Origin of the sequence: Novosphingobium sp., from assembly GCF_032093395.1 — a bacterium.
In the GTDB taxonomy this organism is placed as follows: domain Bacteria; phylum Pseudomonadota; class Alphaproteobacteria; order Sphingomonadales; family Sphingomonadaceae; genus Novosphingobium.
This window is the reverse complement of the sequence record NZ_DAMDBA010000095.1, coordinates 1-17,863: the sequence shown is the minus strand read 5'-3', so window position 1 is coordinate 17,863 and position 17,863 is coordinate 1. Positions and strand designations below refer to the sequence as shown.

The 17,863-nt window shown below is 63.9% G+C and carries 14 protein-coding genes; 1 reads left to right on the top strand and 13 read right to left on the bottom strand.

The window, feature by feature from the left end; translation table 11 throughout:
- From rnr to radA, 11 genes are all read right to left on the bottom strand, one after another.
- On the bottom strand, positions 1-2,137 hold a 2,137-nt coding region (gene rnr / locus RT424_RS21400; RefSeq protein WP_313442359.1), incomplete at its 3' end, for a ribonuclease R.
- Positions 2,138-2,195: 58 nt separating this feature from the next.
- A complete protein-coding gene (locus RT424_RS21395; RefSeq protein WP_313442357.1) occupies positions 2,196-3,071 on the bottom strand; it encodes a sulfite exporter TauE/SafE family protein in 876 nt (291 codons plus the stop codon).
- A gap of 246 nt (positions 3,072-3,317) precedes the next feature.
- Positions 3,318-4,685 carry a M28 family peptidase gene (locus RT424_RS21390; protein ID WP_313442356.1) on the bottom strand — a complete coding sequence of 456 codons (1,368 nt, stop codon included), beginning with the start codon at positions 4,683-4,685 and terminating at the stop codon, positions 3,318-3,320.
- A gap of 40 nt (positions 4,686-4,725) precedes the next feature.
- On the bottom strand, positions 4,726-5,310 hold the full coding sequence (locus RT424_RS21385) for a DUF805 domain-containing protein (protein WP_313442354.1): 585 nt from the start codon (positions 5,308-5,310) through the stop codon (positions 4,726-4,728).
- 20 nt (positions 5,311-5,330) lie between these two features.
- The gene (proS, locus tag RT424_RS21380; protein WP_313442352.1) at positions 5,331-6,869 is read right to left on the bottom strand and encodes a proline--tRNA ligase; all 1,539 of its coding nucleotides are present in this window, start codon (positions 6,867-6,869) and stop codon (positions 5,331-5,333) included.
- A gap of 98 nt (positions 6,870-6,967) precedes the next feature.
- Positions 6,968-7,525 carry a polyhydroxyalkanoate synthesis repressor PhaR gene (gene phaR, locus RT424_RS21375; protein ID WP_313442350.1) on the bottom strand — a complete coding sequence of 186 codons (558 nt, stop codon included), beginning with the start codon at positions 7,523-7,525 and terminating at the stop codon, positions 6,968-6,970.
- A 128-nt stretch (positions 7,526-7,653) separates the two neighbouring features.
- Positions 7,654-8,697, bottom strand: a complete 1,044-nt coding sequence (alr, locus tag RT424_RS21370; protein ID WP_313442361.1) for an alanine racemase — start codon at positions 8,695-8,697, stop codon at positions 7,654-7,656.
- On the bottom strand, positions 8,687-10,315 hold the full coding sequence (locus RT424_RS21365; RefSeq protein WP_313442348.1) for an MFS transporter: 1,629 nt from the start codon (positions 10,313-10,315) through the stop codon (positions 8,687-8,689). The genes alr and RT424_RS21365 overlap by 11 nt, the downstream gene beginning before the upstream one ends.
- Before the next feature lie 47 nt (positions 10,316-10,362).
- Positions 10,363-10,794 (bottom strand): iron-sulfur cluster assembly scaffold protein, encoded by a 432-nt coding sequence (locus RT424_RS21360; protein ID WP_313442346.1) that lies wholly within the window; start codon positions 10,792-10,794, stop codon positions 10,363-10,365.
- Positions 10,794-11,315 carry a CvpA family protein gene (locus tag RT424_RS21355; RefSeq protein WP_313442344.1) on the bottom strand — a complete coding sequence of 174 codons (522 nt, stop codon included), beginning with the start codon at positions 11,313-11,315 and terminating at the stop codon, positions 10,794-10,796. The genes RT424_RS21360 and RT424_RS21355 overlap by 1 nt, the downstream gene beginning before the upstream one ends.
- Positions 11,316-11,326: 11 nt before the next feature.
- Positions 11,327-12,703, bottom strand: a complete 1,377-nt coding sequence (gene radA / locus RT424_RS21350) for a DNA repair protein RadA (protein WP_313442342.1) — start codon at positions 12,701-12,703, stop codon at positions 11,327-11,329.
- A 71-nt stretch (positions 12,704-12,774) separates the two neighbouring features.
- Here radA and RT424_RS21345 point away from each other — a divergent pair, with 71 nt between their 5' ends.
- Entirely contained in the window at positions 12,775-15,075 is a 2,301-nt protein-coding gene (locus RT424_RS21345; protein ID WP_313442340.1) for a patatin-like protein, read from the top strand.
- Positions 15,076-15,225: 150 nt separating this feature from the next.
- On the opposite strand, the gene dnaJ is transcribed toward RT424_RS21345, so the two are convergent.
- Together dnaJ and dnaK are read right to left on the bottom strand one after the other, a co-directional pair.
- Positions 15,226-16,356, bottom strand: a complete 1,131-nt coding sequence (gene dnaJ, locus RT424_RS21340; RefSeq protein WP_313442338.1) for a molecular chaperone DnaJ — start codon at positions 16,354-16,356, stop codon at positions 15,226-15,228.
- A gap of 81 nt (positions 16,357-16,437) precedes the next feature.
- The coding region (gene dnaK / locus RT424_RS21335) for a molecular chaperone DnaK (RefSeq protein ID WP_313442336.1) at positions 16,438-17,863 on the bottom strand (1,426 nt) is incomplete at its 5' end.

The window sequence follows — 17,863 nt, the reverse complement described above, 5'->3', positions numbered from 1 at the left end:
CGCCTTCTTCCAGTTCGAACTTCAGCGCTCCCGTCAGCGGATTGGCTTCCGCGAGCCGCAGGCGCAGGATCTGGCCCATGCCGAACGTGGTGCCGGTGCTTTCGCCTTCCAGCACTTGCGCCTTTTCATCATAAGCGAAGCGTTCGTCGCCCAGTGTCGAGACGGGTACCAGGCCGTCGCCGCCAAGCCCAATGATCGTGGCGAAGAAACCGAACTTCTGCACGCCGGTGATACGGGTGTCGAACACTTGCCCGACACGGCCTGAAAGCCAAGCGGCGACGTAACGGTCGATCGTCTCGCGCTCGGCTTCCATGGCGCGGCGTTCGAAATTGCTGATCGCTTCGCTGACACGGCCCAGATCGTCGCGATCCCGATCGGACAGGCCCGACGCGGCGGGAATATCGCTATCCGGCTTCGGCTGCTCCAGGCCATAGGCATCGACAAGCGCGCGATGCACCAGAAGGTCGGCATAGCGGCGGATGGGCGAGGTGAAATGCGCGTAGGAGCCGAGCGCGAGGCCGAAGTGGCCCTCGTTGCGCGGGCCGTAATAGGCCTGGGTCTGGCTGCGCAGCACCGCTTCCATGATCAGCGCCTTCTCGCTCTCGTCCGCGATGTCCTTGAGAATGCGGTTAAACAGCCCTGGCGTAATGACTTGCCCCAGCGAAAGCTTGCGGCCGAAGGTCGCGAGGTAGTCCTTGAGCGACGTCAGCTTCTCGCGGCTCGGCGTTTCGTGGACGCGGTAGACCACCGGCGCCACCTTGGCTTCGAGAGCCTTTGCGGCGGCCACGTTGGCGGAGATCATGAAATCCTCGACCACGCGGTGCGCATCGAGCCGTTCGCGAATGGCGATTTCGGTGATGCGGCCTTCCTCGTCCAGCTTCACGCGGCGTTCGGGAAGGTCCAGTTCGAGTGGGTCACGATCCGAACGTGCTTTGGCGAGCAGCTTCCAGCAGGCCCACAGGTCTTGCAGGTGTTGCTGAGCACGGCCCTCGTCGATGCGGGCCTGCGCTTCTTCATAGGCGATGACTTCGTCGATGCGAACGAGGGCGCGAGTGAAGCGCCATTCGGTCACCTTGCCCTGCCCGTCGATCTTCAGATGGCAGGCCATCGCCGCGCGGTCTTCGCCGGAGCGCAGCGAACAGACGTCGGCGCTGAGCACTTCGGGCAGCATCGGCACGACCCGGTCGGGGAAATAGACCGAGTTTCCGCGTCGCCGGGCCTCGCGGTCGATATGGCCGCCGGGCCGGACGTAGAAGGAAACGTCGGCGATGGCGACGAGCGCGTCGAAGCCGCCCTCCTCGTTGGGTTTGGCCCAGATGGCATCGTCATGGTCGCGCGCGTCGGAAGGATCGATCGCAACGATGGGAAGGTGCCGCAAGTCCTCGCGCTTGTCGTGGCTGAGCGGCATTTTCGCGGAGCGCTCGGCCTCGGCAATGGTTTCGCCGTCGAAGTGGTTGGGAATGCCGTGTTTGTGGATCGCGATCAGGCTGAAGGCCTTGGGCGCCAGCGGCTCACCGAGAACTTCGGTGACTTTGACCGAGGGGCGCGCCGAGCGGCCGATCGGCTCGGCCAGCACCAGTTCGCCCTTTTCGGCGCCGCCGAGGTCGGAGATGGGCGAGGAATTGCGGATGCGCTTGTCCACCGGGGCGAGCCACGGCTTGCCCGCGCCGTCGATTTCGACGACGCCGAGCATCTGTTCCGAGCGCAGCATCAGCTTCTTCATCGGATAGGCACGCCATCCGGTGGCGGTTTCTTCCGTGCGGGCCAGGACGCGGTCGCCCTTGCGCAGCGCGGAACGGCCCTTCTCGATCAGACGGATGCGCGGCGGCGGAGTGGCGTCGTCCGGCGTCCAGGTATCGGGGATGGCGACGGGTTCGCCTTCGTCCACATCGACGACCCGCAGAACCGTGACCTTGGGCAATCCCCCCATGCGGTGGAACGCCGTGCGCTTGCCGTCGATCAGGCCCTCTTCGGCCATGTCCTTGAGGAGCGCCTTGAGCTGGATCTTCTCATGGCCCTTCAGCCCGAACTCCCGCGATATCTCGCGCTTGCCGATGGGCTCGGCCGAGTTCTGGATAAGGTCGAGGATTTGCTGGCGCGTCGGCAGGCCCGTCGCAGGCCGGTTCTTGGAAGGCATGGTTTCCGCCATGCGCCGGAATGCGCGTTAATGCAATGCCGCCACAACCGGCCGCGGTTTACGGCTGCTTCGCGGCAGCCTCCCCGGCGATCGATACCCCCTGCGCCGTGGTCGGTGCAGGCGCGCGCTTTTCTCCGGCATTCGCCTTGAGAAACAGCTGCCAGGACGACACGGCCAGCACGCAGGCGAGCAGGGGCTGAAGAATGCGGTCGGAAGCGTGCGAGGAAAGGTAGCTGCCGATCACGACCCCCGGCACCGAGCCGATCAGCAGCACGCCCAGAAGCGCGAAGTCCACATCGCCGATCATCCAATGGCCGAACCCGGCGATAAGCGCGAGGGGTACGGCATGGGCGATGTCGGAACCGACGATACGGGCGACGGGCAGCTTGGGATAGAGTATCAGCAGCACTGTCATGCCGATCGCGCCCGCGCCGACCGAGGAGATCGAAACCGCAATGCCGATCGCGGCGCCGAGCAGTATGGTGCTGCCCAGCACCTGCGAACGGGGCTGGTTGGGATCGATATCGCGAGCAAGGCGGAGCAGCCACTTGCGGCCTATCACCGCCACCGCCGTAATGCCCAGCAGGACGGCGAGCGACACCATGATCAGGTGTTCGGTGGAATTTCCGACCTTTCCGAACCAGGACAGGAAGCCGAGCGTCACGATCGCCGCCGGCACGCTGCCGCAGGCCATGCGGCGCACGATGCGCCAGTCCACCGTTTCGCGCTTTCCGTGGACTACCGAGCCGACGATCTTCGTCATGGCCGCGAAAAGCAGGTCCGTGCCGACTGCCGTCTGCGGACTGACTCCGAAGAGAAGCACCAGCAGCGGCGTCATTAGCGAGCCGCCGCCAACGCCGGTCAGCCCCACGAGCACGCCCACGAGCATTCCCGCGAAGACGTGCAGATAGTCAAAATGCTGCGTCAACGCCATGTCTGCTCACCGTTGCCCGAAATCGCCCACTCTCCAAATTCCTTGGCCGAACTGCTTGGCCGAAACGGCCTGGCCGATCCTGCGGCCTGACGCCGTCTGTCGAGGCCGGTTGTCATGCGCGCTTCGACGCGGCAACATAGTTTTCCTTGGCAGCCTGCCAGCAAGTCTCGCGCTGCAGGCATCGTTCGCGATAGATGCAATCGCACCCTTCCCCATCCCGTTATCCAAGTTCGATCATGCGGGAAGTCAAGGCAATTGGGCAAGCGGGGTAAACCCCCCGCCCGGCACGGCTGCGGCGATCGGGCTGACGCTGCCATCGGCCGCAATGGAGCGAACGCCCAGAATCCAGTCATCGCCGCGCAGCCCGTCAAGCTTGACGCTGGTCTGCGTGGTGCGGGCAACCAGAGGCTGCGGTTCCCATTCTGGCGCGTCGGTGCGGCGGCGCCACACCGAATAGGCGGCCGCTCCGGCGACCGGCGTCCATGTGACGTCCGTCCAGGTCTTGACGGCAGCGTCGGCCTTCGCCGTGGGCGGCATGGGTGCGGCGGCCAGTGCCGCCAACGCCGCCACGTTGAGGCGGGTCACCTTGGCGAGATAGGGAAAGTCCATCTCGTCGATCGTGTCGCCGTACTTGATGCCGTTCTCGCTGCGCAGATCCTGGTGCTGGTGCTCGTAATCCTCGATCGCCACAGAGAAGCGCACGGCAGGGTTGCCCTGTTCGAGGAAAGGCAACTGGTCCCCGCCGCGCCCCATGCGATCGGCGCGCCAGACCTGGCGGACCGCGAGATCCTTCTGCACGCCGCCCGCCAATTCCGCGATGAAGCGGGAGATATTGCGGCCGGGGCTGTCGTTCTCTCCGCCGAAGCGGCGGGCGTCTGCGCGGGTCTTGTCGGTAGCGTCAGCACGCGGACCTTCGGAAAACAGCCGCACGTTGCGGTCGTCTATCAGGCCGTCCGACCCATGAGTGCCGCCGACGATATCGTTGTTGAGCACCGCTTTCACCGTCCAGCCCTGCTGTTTGGCATAGTCCGCGAGCAGCTTGCCGCCGTAGAGCCCCTGTTCTTCCCCCGAAAGCGCGGCGTAGACGATCGTACCGGCGAATTTGCGCTTGGAAAGTACGCGTGCGGCTTCCAGCACGAGCGAAGTGCCCGAAGCGTCATCGTTGGCGCCGGGCGCGTCGCTTTTCGCATCCATCACGTCGGTCACGCGGCTGTCGATATGTCCTTGGACGATCACGACTTCGTTGGGGCGCTCGGTGCCGCGCTGGATGGCGACGACATCGACCATCTTCACCGGGGTTGGAATGCGAGTGCCGCTGACCATGGCCTCGGGCATGACGACCTCAAGGCAGTTCCCGCAAGCCTTCGAGGTCTTTCGGAACTCGTCGGCGGCCCAGCGACGGGCGGCGCCGATCCCGCGCTTCGGATCGGTGTCGGAGGAAAGCGTGTGGCGTGTGCCGAAGGAAACCAGCTTCCGGACATCGGCGCGCATCCGGGCTTCGGAGACCTGCACCTCTGTGCCATTCCGTGAAGTGTCCGCCGAATCCGCAGGTCCGGCAGGAAGCGCTTGGAGAAACGTGGCGGAAAGTGCGGTTGCGACCAGAATCTTGTTCATGGAGGCGCTTGTCACGCCGGACTGCCCGAATGGCAAGAGGTCAGAAGCGAACGGGAGCCTCTCCGTATCGGTTCGGCCCCCGATTGGACGGCCAGACTCCGAAGACGATGACGATGAGAATCGCTGCATAGCCAAGCAGGCTGGCGGCCACGACTTTCGATTGCATGGCGAAGGCGGTTTCAAGATTGTCCGCCGAAACACGCTGCATCGTGGAGACAATCTCGTCCATTCTGGACCAGACGATCGCCTTCGAGGTCAGCGATAGCACGAACGTCAGGACCGAGATCCACCCCGGCTTGCCGGAATCGTGAAGCCTTCGCGCTAAAGAGGCCAGCAGCAGCAGGCCGGCCGTCAGCGAGACGATCGTCGAAAGCGTCATCGAGGTGCGCATATACCCGGCCATCTGGGCCATGACGCGCGCGTTCATGTCTTCGGCGGTGACACCTTGCTGCGCGGCGACGAAAGCGCCCTTCATGATCCCGCCCATCATCGGCATGGCAATCACCATGCCCACGGCGTACTGGATCACCACGAGGAAGAGGACGTAGAACCAGAAGGTCTGCCGCGCATCACGGCCCTTGAAGTTCAGCAGGTTCGTCAGATTGTACTTGATCGATCCCAGCACGTCCTCTTGCTCCTTTCAGATCAGTAGGATCTCGCGACGTAGATGCGTTCCACTGCCGGATCGCCGGTGAACACGCACTGACCGGTGACGGACTCGGCATCGAGCGGCGTGTTGCGGATGGTGAGCTTGAGAGCCTTGAGCTTCTGCACCACGGCTTCGAGAGCTGCGCCGGTCGGGCGCGACCATTCGACTTCGACCCAGCCAGGATAGCGCTTGTCTTCCGCAAAGGCAGCGGCAAGCTCGTCGAAGCTGGCAGCGCGAGAGATGTTGGCTTCGAGCTTGGCCTTGGCTTCGGTGAAGAGCGAGGTTTGGATGGCCTCGATCTCGGCGGCGGCACGGGTGACGAAGTCTTCTTTGGCCAGTCCCACGAAGTTGGCCTTGGCCGCCTCGTTCCAGAGCTTGTCACGGCGCAGCATCGAAACCTGTCCACCTGCAGCATCGCGGCCGCCGATTTCGAGAATGAGCGGGACGCCCTTCTTGACCCATGCCCAGCGCTTTTGCGTGGCCTTGCCCGGACGCTTGTCAAGCAGGACGCGCAGCGGCTCGCCCAGCGCGAACTGGGTGACCAGCGATTTGCGCAGTTCCTCGCAATAGGCGAGCAGCGCCTCGTCCTCGTCATTGTCGCGCAGCATCGGCAGGATCACGATCTGGTGCGGTGCGATCATCGGCGGCACGCGAAGGCCGTCGTCGTCGCCATGAGTCATGATGACGCCGCCGACCATGCGGGTGGACGTGCCCCAGCTGGTCGTATGGGCGTATTGCTGCGTGCCTTCCTTGTCCTGATACTGGATGCCCGCCGCCTCGGCGAAGCCCGTGCCCAGGTAATGCGACGTGCCGGCCTGAAGCGCCTTGCCGTCCTGCATCATGGCTTCGATCGAATACGTCGCGACGGCGCCGGGGAAGCGTTCGTTCTCGGGCTTTTCGCCAGCGACCACCGGCATGGCCAGCTCGGTCTCCGCGAAGTCGCGATACATTTCGAGGGCGCGCAGCGTCTCGGTCATGGCATCGTCGCGGTCGGCGTGGGCGGTGTGGCCTTCCTGCCAGAGGAACTCGCTGGTGCGCAGGAACATGCGGGTGCGCATTTCCCAGCGCACGACATTGGCCCACTGGTTGACCATGAGCGGCAGGTCGCGCCACGACTGGACCCAGCGCGCCATCGCGGCGCCGATCACCGTTTCCGAAGTGGGACGGACGATCAGGGGTTCTTCCAGCTTCGCTTCGGGATCGGGCACCAGGCCACCCTTGCCGTCTCCGACAAGGCGATGGTGGGTGACGACCGCCATTTCCTTCGCGAAGCCTTCGACGTGCTCGGCCTCCTTGGCGAAGTAGGACAGCGGGATGAACAGCGGGAAATAGCAGTTGGTGACGCCCGCCGCCTTGATGCGGTCATCCATCAGGCGCTGGATGCGTTCCCAGATGCCGTAGCCCCACGGCTTGATGACCATGCACCCGCGAACACCCGATTCCTCGGCCATTTCGGCTTCGGAAATGACTTCCTGATACCACTGGGCGAAGTCGTCCTCGCGCTTGGTGGAGAGGGCGTGGCGAATGGCGGACACGGGTGCTTCTTCCTGAACTGAGCGATGCAACGGACCATCCGTTGCATTCTAGGCAAGTCGCGGCACATCGTGCGCCGCGAGAGCACCTGCGCAGACCCTTATTTGCCCAGCGCGTCAAGCCTCTTCTGGATTTCGGCCATCTGATCGCGCAGTGCCGCAAGGTCTCCGGCGTCCTCGGCCGGCGGCGCCTTGGCCTCTGGCTTCTCGGCGCCGGGCATGAAGGCGGAGGCGGCGGCCTTGAACATCGCCATGTTCTGTTCGGCCAGCTTCGCCAGCGGATTGTTGCCCAGGCTATCTTCGAAGGCCTTGTGCAGCTTCGTCTGGTTGGCCCGGAAATTGTCCATCGAGGCTTCGAGATAGTGCGGCACCAGCGACTGCATCGAGTTGCCGTACATGCTGATCAGTTCGCGCAGGAAGTTGACCGGAAGCATCTGCTCCCCGTTCGATTCTTCCTCCATGATGATCTGCGTCAGGATCGTGTGCGTGATGTCGGTGCCGGTCTTGGCATCGAGCACTTTGTAATCCACGCCTTCGCGCGTCATCTTCGCAAGGTGATCGAGCGTGATGTAGCTCGACGAACGTGTATTGTAGAGACGACGGTTCGCGTATTTTTTTATGATTACCGTGTTGTCGTCCTGCGACGCCGTATCAGCCATTTGCCAATCCCCAATCCGCCTATTCCCGGCCAGTATGACAAGAGGTTACCACCCCGCCTTGTCGCAACGCAACACAAATTGCTGCGCAGCAAAACTCTATGGGAGTACCCCTAAGCGGCGTGGACAAGTCAGCGGCCGAACCTTCGCCCCAGCAGGGTAAGCAGTTCATACTGGGAAAGTCCGGACTGGGCCGCTGCCTCGGGAAGCGCGTAGTCGGCCGCGATCCAGTCGCCCTCGCCTACGTCCGGAGCCTGGGTCAGGTCGACGACGGTGAGGTCCATGCTCACGCGGCCGAGCACCGGCAGTTCATGGCCCTTGGCGCGGAACATGCCTTTTCCGGACCATGAGCGCAAATAGCCGTCCGCATAGCCCAGTGCGATGGCGCCTACCCGCATCGGCGTGGCGGCGGTGAAGGTGGCGTTGTAGCCGATCGTCTCGCCCGTCGGGACATCGCGAACCTGGAGGATTGCCGCTTCGGGACGAACCACCTGCCGCAGGTCCTTCGCCATCTCCGCACGGGGGACGCCGCCGTAGAGCGCAATGCCGGGGCGAGTCAGGTCGCCGTGGTAATCGCTCCCAAGGGCAATGCCGGCGCTGTTGGCCAGGCTGGCGCGAACGTGGGGCACTTGTTTGCAAGCGCTCTGCCAGCGAGCGCATTGCGTGGCGTTGAGGTCGGTTTCCTCCTCGGCCGAAGCGAGGTGCGAGATCAGCATGTCGATATCGAGCGCTGCGATCGCTTCGTCGCCCAGTTCTTCCAGACGAATGCCGAGCCGGTTCATGCCGGTATCGACCATGAGATGGCAACGTCCACCTCCCCCCTCGATCCAGCGGCGGGCCTGCGCCAGCGAATTGATGACCGGCGTGATGCCGGTTTCGCGCGCGAAGGCGGCGTCCTGTGCAGTCAAAGGGCCATGCAGGACGGAGAGAGCCGCCGGGCTGACGCAGCCCAGCAAGCCCTGTGCCTCGCCCCAATGCGCAACGAAGAAATCATGGCAACCGGCGGCATGAAGCACCGGAACGACTTCCCTGGCGCCAAGGCCATAGCCGTTCGCCTTCACTGCCGCGCCGGCGCGGGCGGTTCCGGACAGACGGTCGAGCGCCTGCCAGTTCGAGCGCAAGGCGTCACGGTCGAAAGCAAGTCGAAGGGCGGAAGCGGGAAACTCAGGAAACATCTTCACCATAGTCGCGCGGAGGGCCGCCTCGCAGCCCCCAAAGCGAGACGACGAGGGCCATCGCGACAACGCCCCATGTATACCAGAGCCCCTGGTAGGGGTTGCCGCTGCTCGCGACCATGTAGCTGGAAATCAGCGGAAGGAAACCGCCAAAGTAGCCTGTGCCGATGTGATAGGGGATCGACATCGAGCTATAGCGGATGCGCGGCGGGAACATCTCGGAAAGCAGCGCCGCGACCGGCCCGTAAGTCGCACCGGAAAGCGCCATGAGCACCAGCAGCGTAAAACCGATGACGAGCCCGTCACGCAGCGAGGGCCGCACTTTGGCGAATTCGTACCCCTTCCCTCCCAGCCATTCCTCCAGGACGGCGCTGCGCGCCTTGCGGTCCGGCCAGGGGTAGGCACTCAGCGGAAGCACGCTTTCGCCAACGCGAAGGCGGAGTTCGGGCGCAGTCGCGAGACGATAGGCTATACCTGTGCTCGCAAGGTCTCCCAGGAGTTTGCCGCAAGGGCTCGCCTGCTCGGCCCTGAAGGGATTGTAATCGCAGTCGGGCCCTTCCACCAGCACGGGCGCCTGTGCGGCAGCACGCGACAAGCCCGGGTTGGCGTGGTTGCCGATGGTCCAGAAAGCGGGGAACAACAGGGCGAGCGTCAACGCATAACCCCAGACGATCGGTTTCCTGCGTCCGATCCGGTCGGAGAGGCTTCCGAAGATCACGAAGAACACCATGCCGAGCGCCGCAGCGCCGCCGACGATGAGTTCGGCTGCGGTGTCCTCCATGCGCATCGCGCCCTTGAGGAAGCTCATCGCCGAGAACATTGCGGTGTACCAGATCACCGTCAGGCCTGCCGCAATGCCGAAAAGCGCGATGAAGATGCGTTTGCGATTACCGGGATATGTGAAACTCTCGATGAAAGGATTCCCGGCGATCTCTCCTTCCGCGCGCATCGCCCTGAACACGGGGCTTTCGGAAAGCTTGAAGCGCATCCACAGCGATACGGCCAGCAGCGCGATGCTGAGAATGAATGGAACGCGCCAACCCCATGCATTCCAAACGCCTTCGCTCATCGCAGCCTTGCAGCCCAACACCACGATCAGGCTGAGAACGAAACCGCCAACGACGCTTGCCTGGATGAAGCCGGTATGAAAGCCGCGGCGGTCGGCTGGCGAATGTTCGGAAACGTAGATCGCCGCGCCGCCATATTCCCCGCCGAGCGCCAACCCCTGAAGCACCCGCAGCAACAGCACCGCGGCAGGCGCGGCATAGCCGATTGTCTCAGCCGATGGCGTTAATCCTACCCCTGCCGTCGCCACGCCCATCAGGGTCACGGTGACAAGGAAGGTATACTTGCGGCCAAGCCGATCGCCCAGGTAGCCGAACAGGACCGCGCCCAGCGGGCGGAAGCCGAATCCCACCGCAAACCCCACCCACACCAGCAGCGTTTCCAGCGTGGCGTTGCCGGAGGGGAAGAAAGTCTTGCCGATGATCCCGGCCAGGGTGCCGTAGATGAAGAAATCGTACCATTCGAACACCGTGCCCATGGAAGACGCGGCGATCACCAGCCTGATGTCGGACGTGCTTGGTCCTGCCGGATGTTCCGGAGATACCCCTGCCATTCCCGTTCCCCCTATCGGCCTCGATTTCGAGGTCCGCGGCGGGAAGCCTAGCCTTGCTGGCGCTCGCTGGAAAGCGCCTGGATGGCCGCATGCCAGGGAAGTAGAACCGCTCCGTGGCGCGCGGGGTAGTCCCGCGCCTTCGCGATCGTTTCCAGCCCCGGCCAATCCGGAAGCGCGCCATTACCGGCCAGCCAAAGGGAGATCGCCTCGGCCGCCTTTTCCAGGTCGTTGGGGGAGCGTCCGGGCGCCGCATCGGCAAAGATGGCCGCGGCTGCCTGACCGATGGCGCAGGCCTGGCTGCGAATGCCGATCCGCTCCACACGGTGCCGAGCGTTCAGCGCCAAACCCAGTGCGATCGTTGAGCCGCAACTTTGCGATCGCGCTTCGCCCTTATACGGCAGAGTCTCGTTCCAGGGATAGGCTGCCAGCCGTATCGTCAGGCCCAGCACATCGGGCGTGTAGAGCACCGTGGCCGACATCAGCTGTCCGCCGCTTCTGCTTCCCGCGCCTCGCGGCGACGTTCGGAAATCATTTTGACGAGCGCTTCGCTGCTGGCGTTGACGAAGGGATAAGTCCGCGCCTCCTTCATCCAGTCGGGCCGGCCGCCCGGTCCCCACACGGTGTCATAGCCCAGCACGAGCACCGAAAAGCCCAGAATTACGATGATGACGCCTTTCACGGCACCGAATCCGAAGCCAAGTACCCGATCGATCGGCCCCAGCACCGAGGCGCGGCTCTGCTTTCCGGCCCAGCCGGCCACCAGCTTCACGACAATGAAAGGTACCAGCAGCAGGACCGCGAAAGCGATCACCGGGGTCGCCGTGCCGGAACCCGAATAAGGCTCAAGCCAGGCGGATAGCGGCGTATGCAGCGTGCGGATCGCGAACACCGCAAGGATCCACGCGCCCAGCGCGAGGATCTCCTGAACGAAACCTCTCAGAAATCCGATGGCGGCGCCTAGGCCGACGAACACCAGAACAGCAATATCGAAACCGGTCATAAGGCCCCGAACTAGGCATCCGTCAGGATACGGTCAACGAGATTGGGCAACATGGTCAGGCCGGTGAAGTCGATGCCCTTTGGCGCGCCATCGCCATTGGCGCCTCCCGCTGGCCCGATTGCGCGCCCGAATCCCAGCTTGGCCGATTCGCGCTGACGGATCGATGAATGCGAAACCGGGCGAATCTCTCCTGCCAGCGAGACTTCCCCGAACCATACCGCGTTCTTGGGCAGCGGCTTGTCGCCCAACGCCGAGATTAGCGCCGCGGCAACGGCGAGATCGGCCGCGGGGTCTGTCAGGCGATAACCGCCTGCCACGTTCAGATAGACCTCCGCGCTGGAGAAATTGAGCCCGCAGCGCGCCTCCAACACCGCCAGAAGCATGGCCATGCGGCCCGAATCCCATCCTACAACGGCGCGTCGCGGGGTTGCCCCACTCTGCAATCGGACGATCAGTGCCTGGATTTCCACCAGCACCGGGCGCGTTCCCTCCATCGCGGCGAAGACCGCGCTTCCGGCCATTTCCTCGTCGCGGCCGGACAAGAACAGCATCGAGGGATTGCCGACCTCGGCCAGCCCCGCGCCTTCCATTGCGAAGACTCCGATTTCGTCGACAGGGCCGAACCGGTTCTTCAGGCTGCGCAAGATACGGTACTGGTGGCTGCGTTCCCCTTCGAAAGCCATGACGACGTCCACCATGTGCTCCAGCACGCGCGGTCCCGCGATCGTGCCGTCCTTGGTGACGTGGCCCACCAACACCAGGGTGACGTCGTTCTCTTTTGCATAGCGGATCAGTTCGAAAGCGCAGCCGCGAACCTGGCTGACGGTGCCGGGCGCACCTTCGATCGTGTCGGAATGCATGGTCTGGATCGAATCGATCACCAGCAGCGTCGGTGCTTCCATCATGCCGAGCGTGGTGAGGATATCCCGAACCGATGTAGCCGATGCCAGTTGGATAGGCGCTTTGGAAAGCCCCAGCCGTTCCGCGCGCAGACGCACCTGCCCGGCCGCCTCTTCTCCGCTGACATAGACGACGCTGCCGCCAGCCATGGCGATATGGGCCGAGGCCTGAAGCAGGAGCGTCGATTTGCCGATGCCGGGATCGCCGCCCATCAGGATCGCCGAACCCGGCACGAGGCCCCCGCCCAGTGCTCGGTCGAACTCTGCAAATCCGCTGGCACGGCGCTGGGGCAATTGGCCGGGCGCATCGAGCGGCGTGAAAAGAATCGGCCGCCCCCCGGATGAGAGATCGTGCTTGGAGGAAAACACCGTCTGCGGCGCTTCTTCCGCCAAGGTATTCCACTCCCCGCAGTCGGGGCATTGACCTTGCCAGCGGGACGAAACGCCCCCGCAGGCCTGACAGACATATCGACGCTTGGGCTTTGCCATGCCGCCTCGATTATCTGGAACGGAATGAGAACGCAATTGCCTTTCCTCAAGGATCGCGCCAACATGGAGCAATGCGGCAAAAAGAACTGCGGATCGCGCTGGTCTGCTACGGCGGCATCAGCCTTGCCGTCTACATGCATGGGGTCACCAAGGAGCTTTGGAAGGCGCTTCAGGCCAGTCAGGCATTCTGGAGCGGAGAACAGGCGCCTGCCGGTACGGCGACCGTTTATCGTAAGCTTTTGCAAAGGCTGGAATCAGGCAGCAACCTGCGGCTTCGAATCCTCACCGACATCGTTGCGGGCGCGAGCGCCGGCGGTATCAACAGCGTCTTCCTGTCGCAGGCTATCCATTCCGGCCAGTCGCTCGAACCGCTTACCGAACTATGGCTGGAAAACGCCGACGTCGACGTGCTGCTCGATCCCGAGGCGCGGGCACGCAGCCAGGTCACGAAGTTCTGGGCAAGGCCGATCGTTTCCTACCTGCTGCACCGGCCCGGCAATGCCGTGACCACCAGCGTCGCGCCGGAGACCCGGGAAGAGGTGCGGGAGAAGCTGTCGCGCCTGATTCGCTCCCGCTGGTTCGAGCCTCCTTTCAGCGGTTTGGGGCTTTCGCGTCTGCTCGCCGGCGCCTTTACCGCCATGGCAGAGAGCAAGGCGGGGGCGCCGCTTCTGCCGCATGGGCATCCGATCAACCTCTTCGTCACCGCGACCGACTTCAAGGGGCACCTTGAAACCTTGCGGCTGCATTCGCCGGAACTGGTGCTGGAGAGCGAGCATCGCCTGAGTATCGGCTTCGAAGCGCGCGCCGGCTCGGCTTCACTTGCGTCCTTGCCGGAACTCCTGCTTGCGGCCCGTTCGACTGCGAGTTTTCCCGGTGCATTCCCGCCCCTCCAGATCGAGGAGATAGACGGGCTGATCGACGAACTGGGGATCGCCTGGCCCGATCGCGATGCGTTCTTCCGCCGCGTCATGCCGGAACACAGCCAGCGCGGAGATCTCGACAACGTTGCGCTCATCGATGGCTCGGTGCTCAACAACGCCCCCTTCGCCGACGCCATGAGCGTGTTGCGAGACCGTCCCGCGACGCGCGAGGTGGACCGCCGCTTCGTCTACATCGATCCCACGCCCGACAGGATCGGCGCGTCGGTACGGCAGGAGCGCAAGGCGCCGGGGTTCTTTTCGACGATCTTCGGCTCGCTTTCATCCATTCCTCGGGAACAGCCGATTCGCGACAACCTGGAGGCGCTGGAGCGCGATTCCCAGGAAGTCGCCACTCTGCGCACCATCGTTCTGGCCATGCGTCCGGAGATCGAGGAAACCGTAGACCGGCTGTTCGGCAATACCTTCTTCCTCGATCGGCCCACGCCGAAGCGGCTTTCGGCCTGGCGCGACAAGGCGCAGCGGGCCGCGCTGGAGCAGGCCGGTTTCGCCTATCATGGCTATGTTCAGGTCAAGTTCTCCGGAATCGTCGGCAAGCTGGCGCGGCTTATCCACGATGCCGCCCCGGAACTGGGGCTGTCATCCAGCGATCCGATCGCGCTGCGCCTGCACGAGCATTTCGCCAGCCAGGGCCTGGATCGCATTCACGGGCTGAAAGGCGACGGTTCGCCCGGCATGATCGATTTCTTCCGACGCCACGACCTGGCCTTCCGCGTACGGCGCCTTCGGCTGCTGGCCCGACGCGTCACGCAGGAATGGCAGCAGGAAGCCAGCGTTACCGAGACCGAAAGGGACAAGGCTCGCGAAGCGATCTACGCAGCCTTGGCACTCTATCTCGATTGCGAGCCGGTATCCGCCATGGGAGAGGAATTCCCGGCCCTGGCAGCGGGCGTGGTTACCGATCCCGGAGCAGCCATCGATCATGTCGAGGCCGTTCGCCAACTGGCCGAGATCGATGGGCAAGTTGACGCCCTGCTGGCCGAGGCCCTTGCCGAAATGCCGCAGGCCTTGCGGCGGCGTGTGCTGCTCGCCTACCTCGGCTTCCCTTTCTACGATACCGTTACCCTGCCCCTGCTGCGCGGCGAAGGACTGACCGAGTTCGATCCGATCCGGGTCGACCGCATTTCGCCCGAAGATTGCCACATGATCCGCAAGGGGCCGGTGCTGCGCGGGACGGAGTTCTTTAACTTCGGCGCCTTCTTCAGCCGCGCCTATCGCGAGAACGACTATCTCTGGGGTCGGCTCCACGGCGCCGAGCGGATGATAGACCTGATCGCTTCGACGGCCGAAGGAGAGCACGCTCTGCTGGAAGGCGAACTCTGGACCTTCAAACGTGAAGCGTTCCTGGCGGTGCTGGACGAAGAAGAGGACCGACTGAACGCCGACCCGGCGCTGGTGCGCAATGTGCGGGATGAAGTGCTGCGCGGCGGGTGATGAGCGGTATCACCACGAGCGGTATTACGTCGTCCCGGACTTGATCCGGGACCGCTGGCCGCCTTTAGGCGCTGCGTTCGCGCGCGAGATATTGCCTAAAGTATTGCCAGCGGTCCCGGGTCAAGCCCGGGACGACGTATGAATCCAATCCTACTCGGTCAGATCGCTCCAGGCTTCCTTGATCCGGTCGAAGAAACCCTTTGATTGCGGGCATTCGTCGCCGGTTTCGGTAGCCTGAAGCTCGCGGATCAGTTCCTTCTGACGCGCGGAAAGCCTGGTCGGCGTTTCCACGCTGATCTCGATGACGAGATCACCGCGTCCGCGCCCCTGGAGCACCGGCATGCCTGCGCCGCGCTTGCGGAGCTGCTTGCCGGACTGGATCCCGGCGGGAATGTCGATCGAGAGATTCTCGCCGTCCATGCCCGGAATTTCGATGGAACCGCCCAGCGCCGCGGTGGTGAAGGTGATCGGAACGCGCGTGATCAGCGTCGTGCCGTCCCGTTCGAACACCTTGTGCCGCTTGACGTGCAGGAAGATATATAGGTCGCCCGGAGGCGCTCCGAACGGTCCGGCCTCGCCCTTGCCGGAAAGGCGGATTCGGGTGCCGGAGTCCACTCCTGGCGGGACTTCCACCTGCAAGGCCTGCGGCTTGTCGACACGGCCCTCGCCGCCGCAGGAGCGGCACGGCTTTTCGATCACTTCGCCTCGACCGTGACAGGTCGGGCAAGTGCGTTCCACCACGAAGAAACCCTGCTGCGCGCGGACCTTGCCGTGGCCGCCGCACATGTTGCAGCCGCGCTTGCCGGTTCCCGGCTCCGCGCCCGAACCGTTGCACGGCTCGCAGCTCTGCGAAACTTCGATGGTGATTTCGGTCTGCTTGCCATGGAAGGCCTCGTCGAGGCTCACTTCCATATCATAGCGCAAGTCAGCACCGCGACGGGCCTGCTGGCGACCACCGCCACCGAAGGCGCTGCCGAAGATGGATTCGAAGATGTCCCCGATGTCGCCAAACTCGGCGCCGCCCGGATGGCCACCACCACCCATGCCCTGCTGGAACGCGGCATGGCCATAACGATCGTAGGCCGCACGTTTCTGCGGATCCTTGAGGCAATCGTAAGCTTCGCTGATCTGCTTGAAACGCGCTTCGCTGTCGCCGCATCCGGGATTCTTGTCCGGATGGTAGCGCATCGCAAGGCGGCGATAGGACGACTTGATGGTCTTGTCGTCGGCGCTGCGCTCTACTTCGAGCAGTTCGTAATAGTCGATTTCGGTAGCTGACACGTCTCGTTATTCCCCGCGTGCGACCTGGCCGCCACCGTCACGCGATGTAACGATGGCGGCCACGCTTGTCATGAGGACCGATCAGCCCTTGTTGTTTTCGTCGACTTCCGAGAACTCGGCGTCGACGACATCGTCGTCACCGCCGGCCGGAGCGGCTTCAGGCGAAGCGCCCGCAGCCTGTTCCTTCTCGTAGATGGACTGGCCCATCTTCATCGCGACTTCGGTCAGCGCCTGCGACTTGGCAGTGATCTCGGCGGGTTCGCCGCCTTCGATCGCCGTCTTGGTCTCGGCAATGGCCGCTTCGACTTCGGCCTTCAGGCCGGCGTCGATCTTGTCGCCATGTTCGGCGATCTGCTGCTCGGTCGCGTGGACGAGGCTGTCGGCGTTGTTCTTGGCCTCTGCGGCCTCACGACGCTTCTTGTCCTCTTCGGCGAACTTCTCGGCATCCTTGACCATCTGGTCGATGTCGTTGTCCGACAGACCGCCAGAAGCCTGGATGCGGATCTGCTGCTCCTTGCCGGTGCCCTTGTCCTTGGCGGACACGTTGACGATGCCGTTGGCGTCGATGTCGAAGGTCACTTCGATCTGCGGCACGCCGCGACGCGCGGCCGGGATGCCGACGAGGTCGAACTGGCCGAGCATCTTGTTGTCCTGCGCCATCTCGCGCTCGCCCTGGAACACGCGGATCGTCACCGCCTGCTGGTTGTCCTCGGCGGTCGAGTAGACCTGGCTCTTCTTGGTCGGGATCGTCGTGTTGCGGTCGATCATCTTGGTCATGATGCCGCCCAGCGTCTCGATACCCAGCGACAGCGGGGTGACGTCGAGCAGCAGCACGTCCTTGACGTCGCCCTGAAGCACGCCGGCCTGGATCGCGGCGCCCATGGCGACCACTTCGTCAGGGTTCACGCCGGTATGCGGTTCCTTGCCGAAGAAGTCCTTCACGACTTCGCGCACCTTGGGCATGCGGGTCATGCCGCCGACCAGAACGACATCGTCGATGTCCTTGGCCGAAACGCCGGCGTCGGCCAGCGCCTTGCGGCAGGGCTCGAGCGTGCGCTGGATCAGGTCCGCAACCATCTTTTCAAGGTCGGCGCGGGTGACGGTTTCCACGAGGTGCAGCGGGGTGGTGGCGCCGCCTTCCATACGCGCGGTGATGAAAGGCAGGTTGACCTCGGTCGTCGCGGTGGACGACAGCTCGATCTTCGCCTTCTCGGCCGCTTCCTTCAGGCGCTGCAGAGCGAGCTTGTCGCTGCGCAGGTCCATGCCTTCCTTGGCCTTGAACTTGTCGGCCAGCCATTCGACCAGCTTGGTGTCGAAGTCTTCACCGCCGAGGAACGTGTCGCCGTTGGTGGACTTCACTTCGAACACGCCATCGCCGATTTCGAGGATCGAAACGTCGAAGGTGCCGCCGCCAAGGTCGTAGACGGCGATGGTCTTGCCGTCCTGCTTGTCGAGGCCATAGGCGAGCGCCGCGGCAGTCGGCTCGTTGATGATGCGCAGCACTTCA

Excerpts from the sequence above, each read along its gene's own strand:
- RT424_RS21395 (WP_313442357.1), bottom strand. The coding sequence starts at position 3,071 with ATGGCGTTGACGCAGCATTTTGACTATCTGCACGTCTTCGCGGGAATG.
- RT424_RS21390 (WP_313442356.1), bottom strand. The coding sequence starts at position 4,685 with ATGAACAAGATTCTGGTCGCAACCGCACTTTCCGCCACGTTTCTCCAA.
- phaR (WP_313442350.1), bottom strand. The coding sequence starts at position 7,525 with ATGGCTGATACGGCGTCGCAGGACGACAACACGGTAATCATAAAAAAA.
- alr (WP_313442361.1), bottom strand. The coding sequence starts at position 8,697 with ATGTTTCCTGAGTTTCCCGCTTCCGCCCTTCGACTTGCTTTCGACCGT.
- RT424_RS21365 (WP_313442348.1), bottom strand. The coding sequence starts at position 10,315 with ATGGCAGGGGTATCTCCGGAACATCCGGCAGGACCAAGCACGTCCGAC.
- RT424_RS21360 (WP_313442346.1), bottom strand. The coding sequence starts at position 10,794 with ATGTCGGCCACGGTGCTCTACACGCCCGATGTGCTGGGCCTGACGATA.
- RT424_RS21355 (WP_313442344.1), bottom strand. The coding sequence starts at position 11,315 with ATGACCGGTTTCGATATTGCTGTTCTGGTGTTCGTCGGCCTAGGCGCC.
- radA (WP_313442342.1), bottom strand. The coding sequence starts at position 12,703 with ATGGCAAAGCCCAAGCGTCGATATGTCTGTCAGGCCTGCGGGGGCGTT.
- RT424_RS21345 (WP_313442340.1), top strand. The coding sequence starts at position 12,775 with ATGCGGCAAAAAGAACTGCGGATCGCGCTGGTCTGCTACGGCGGCATC.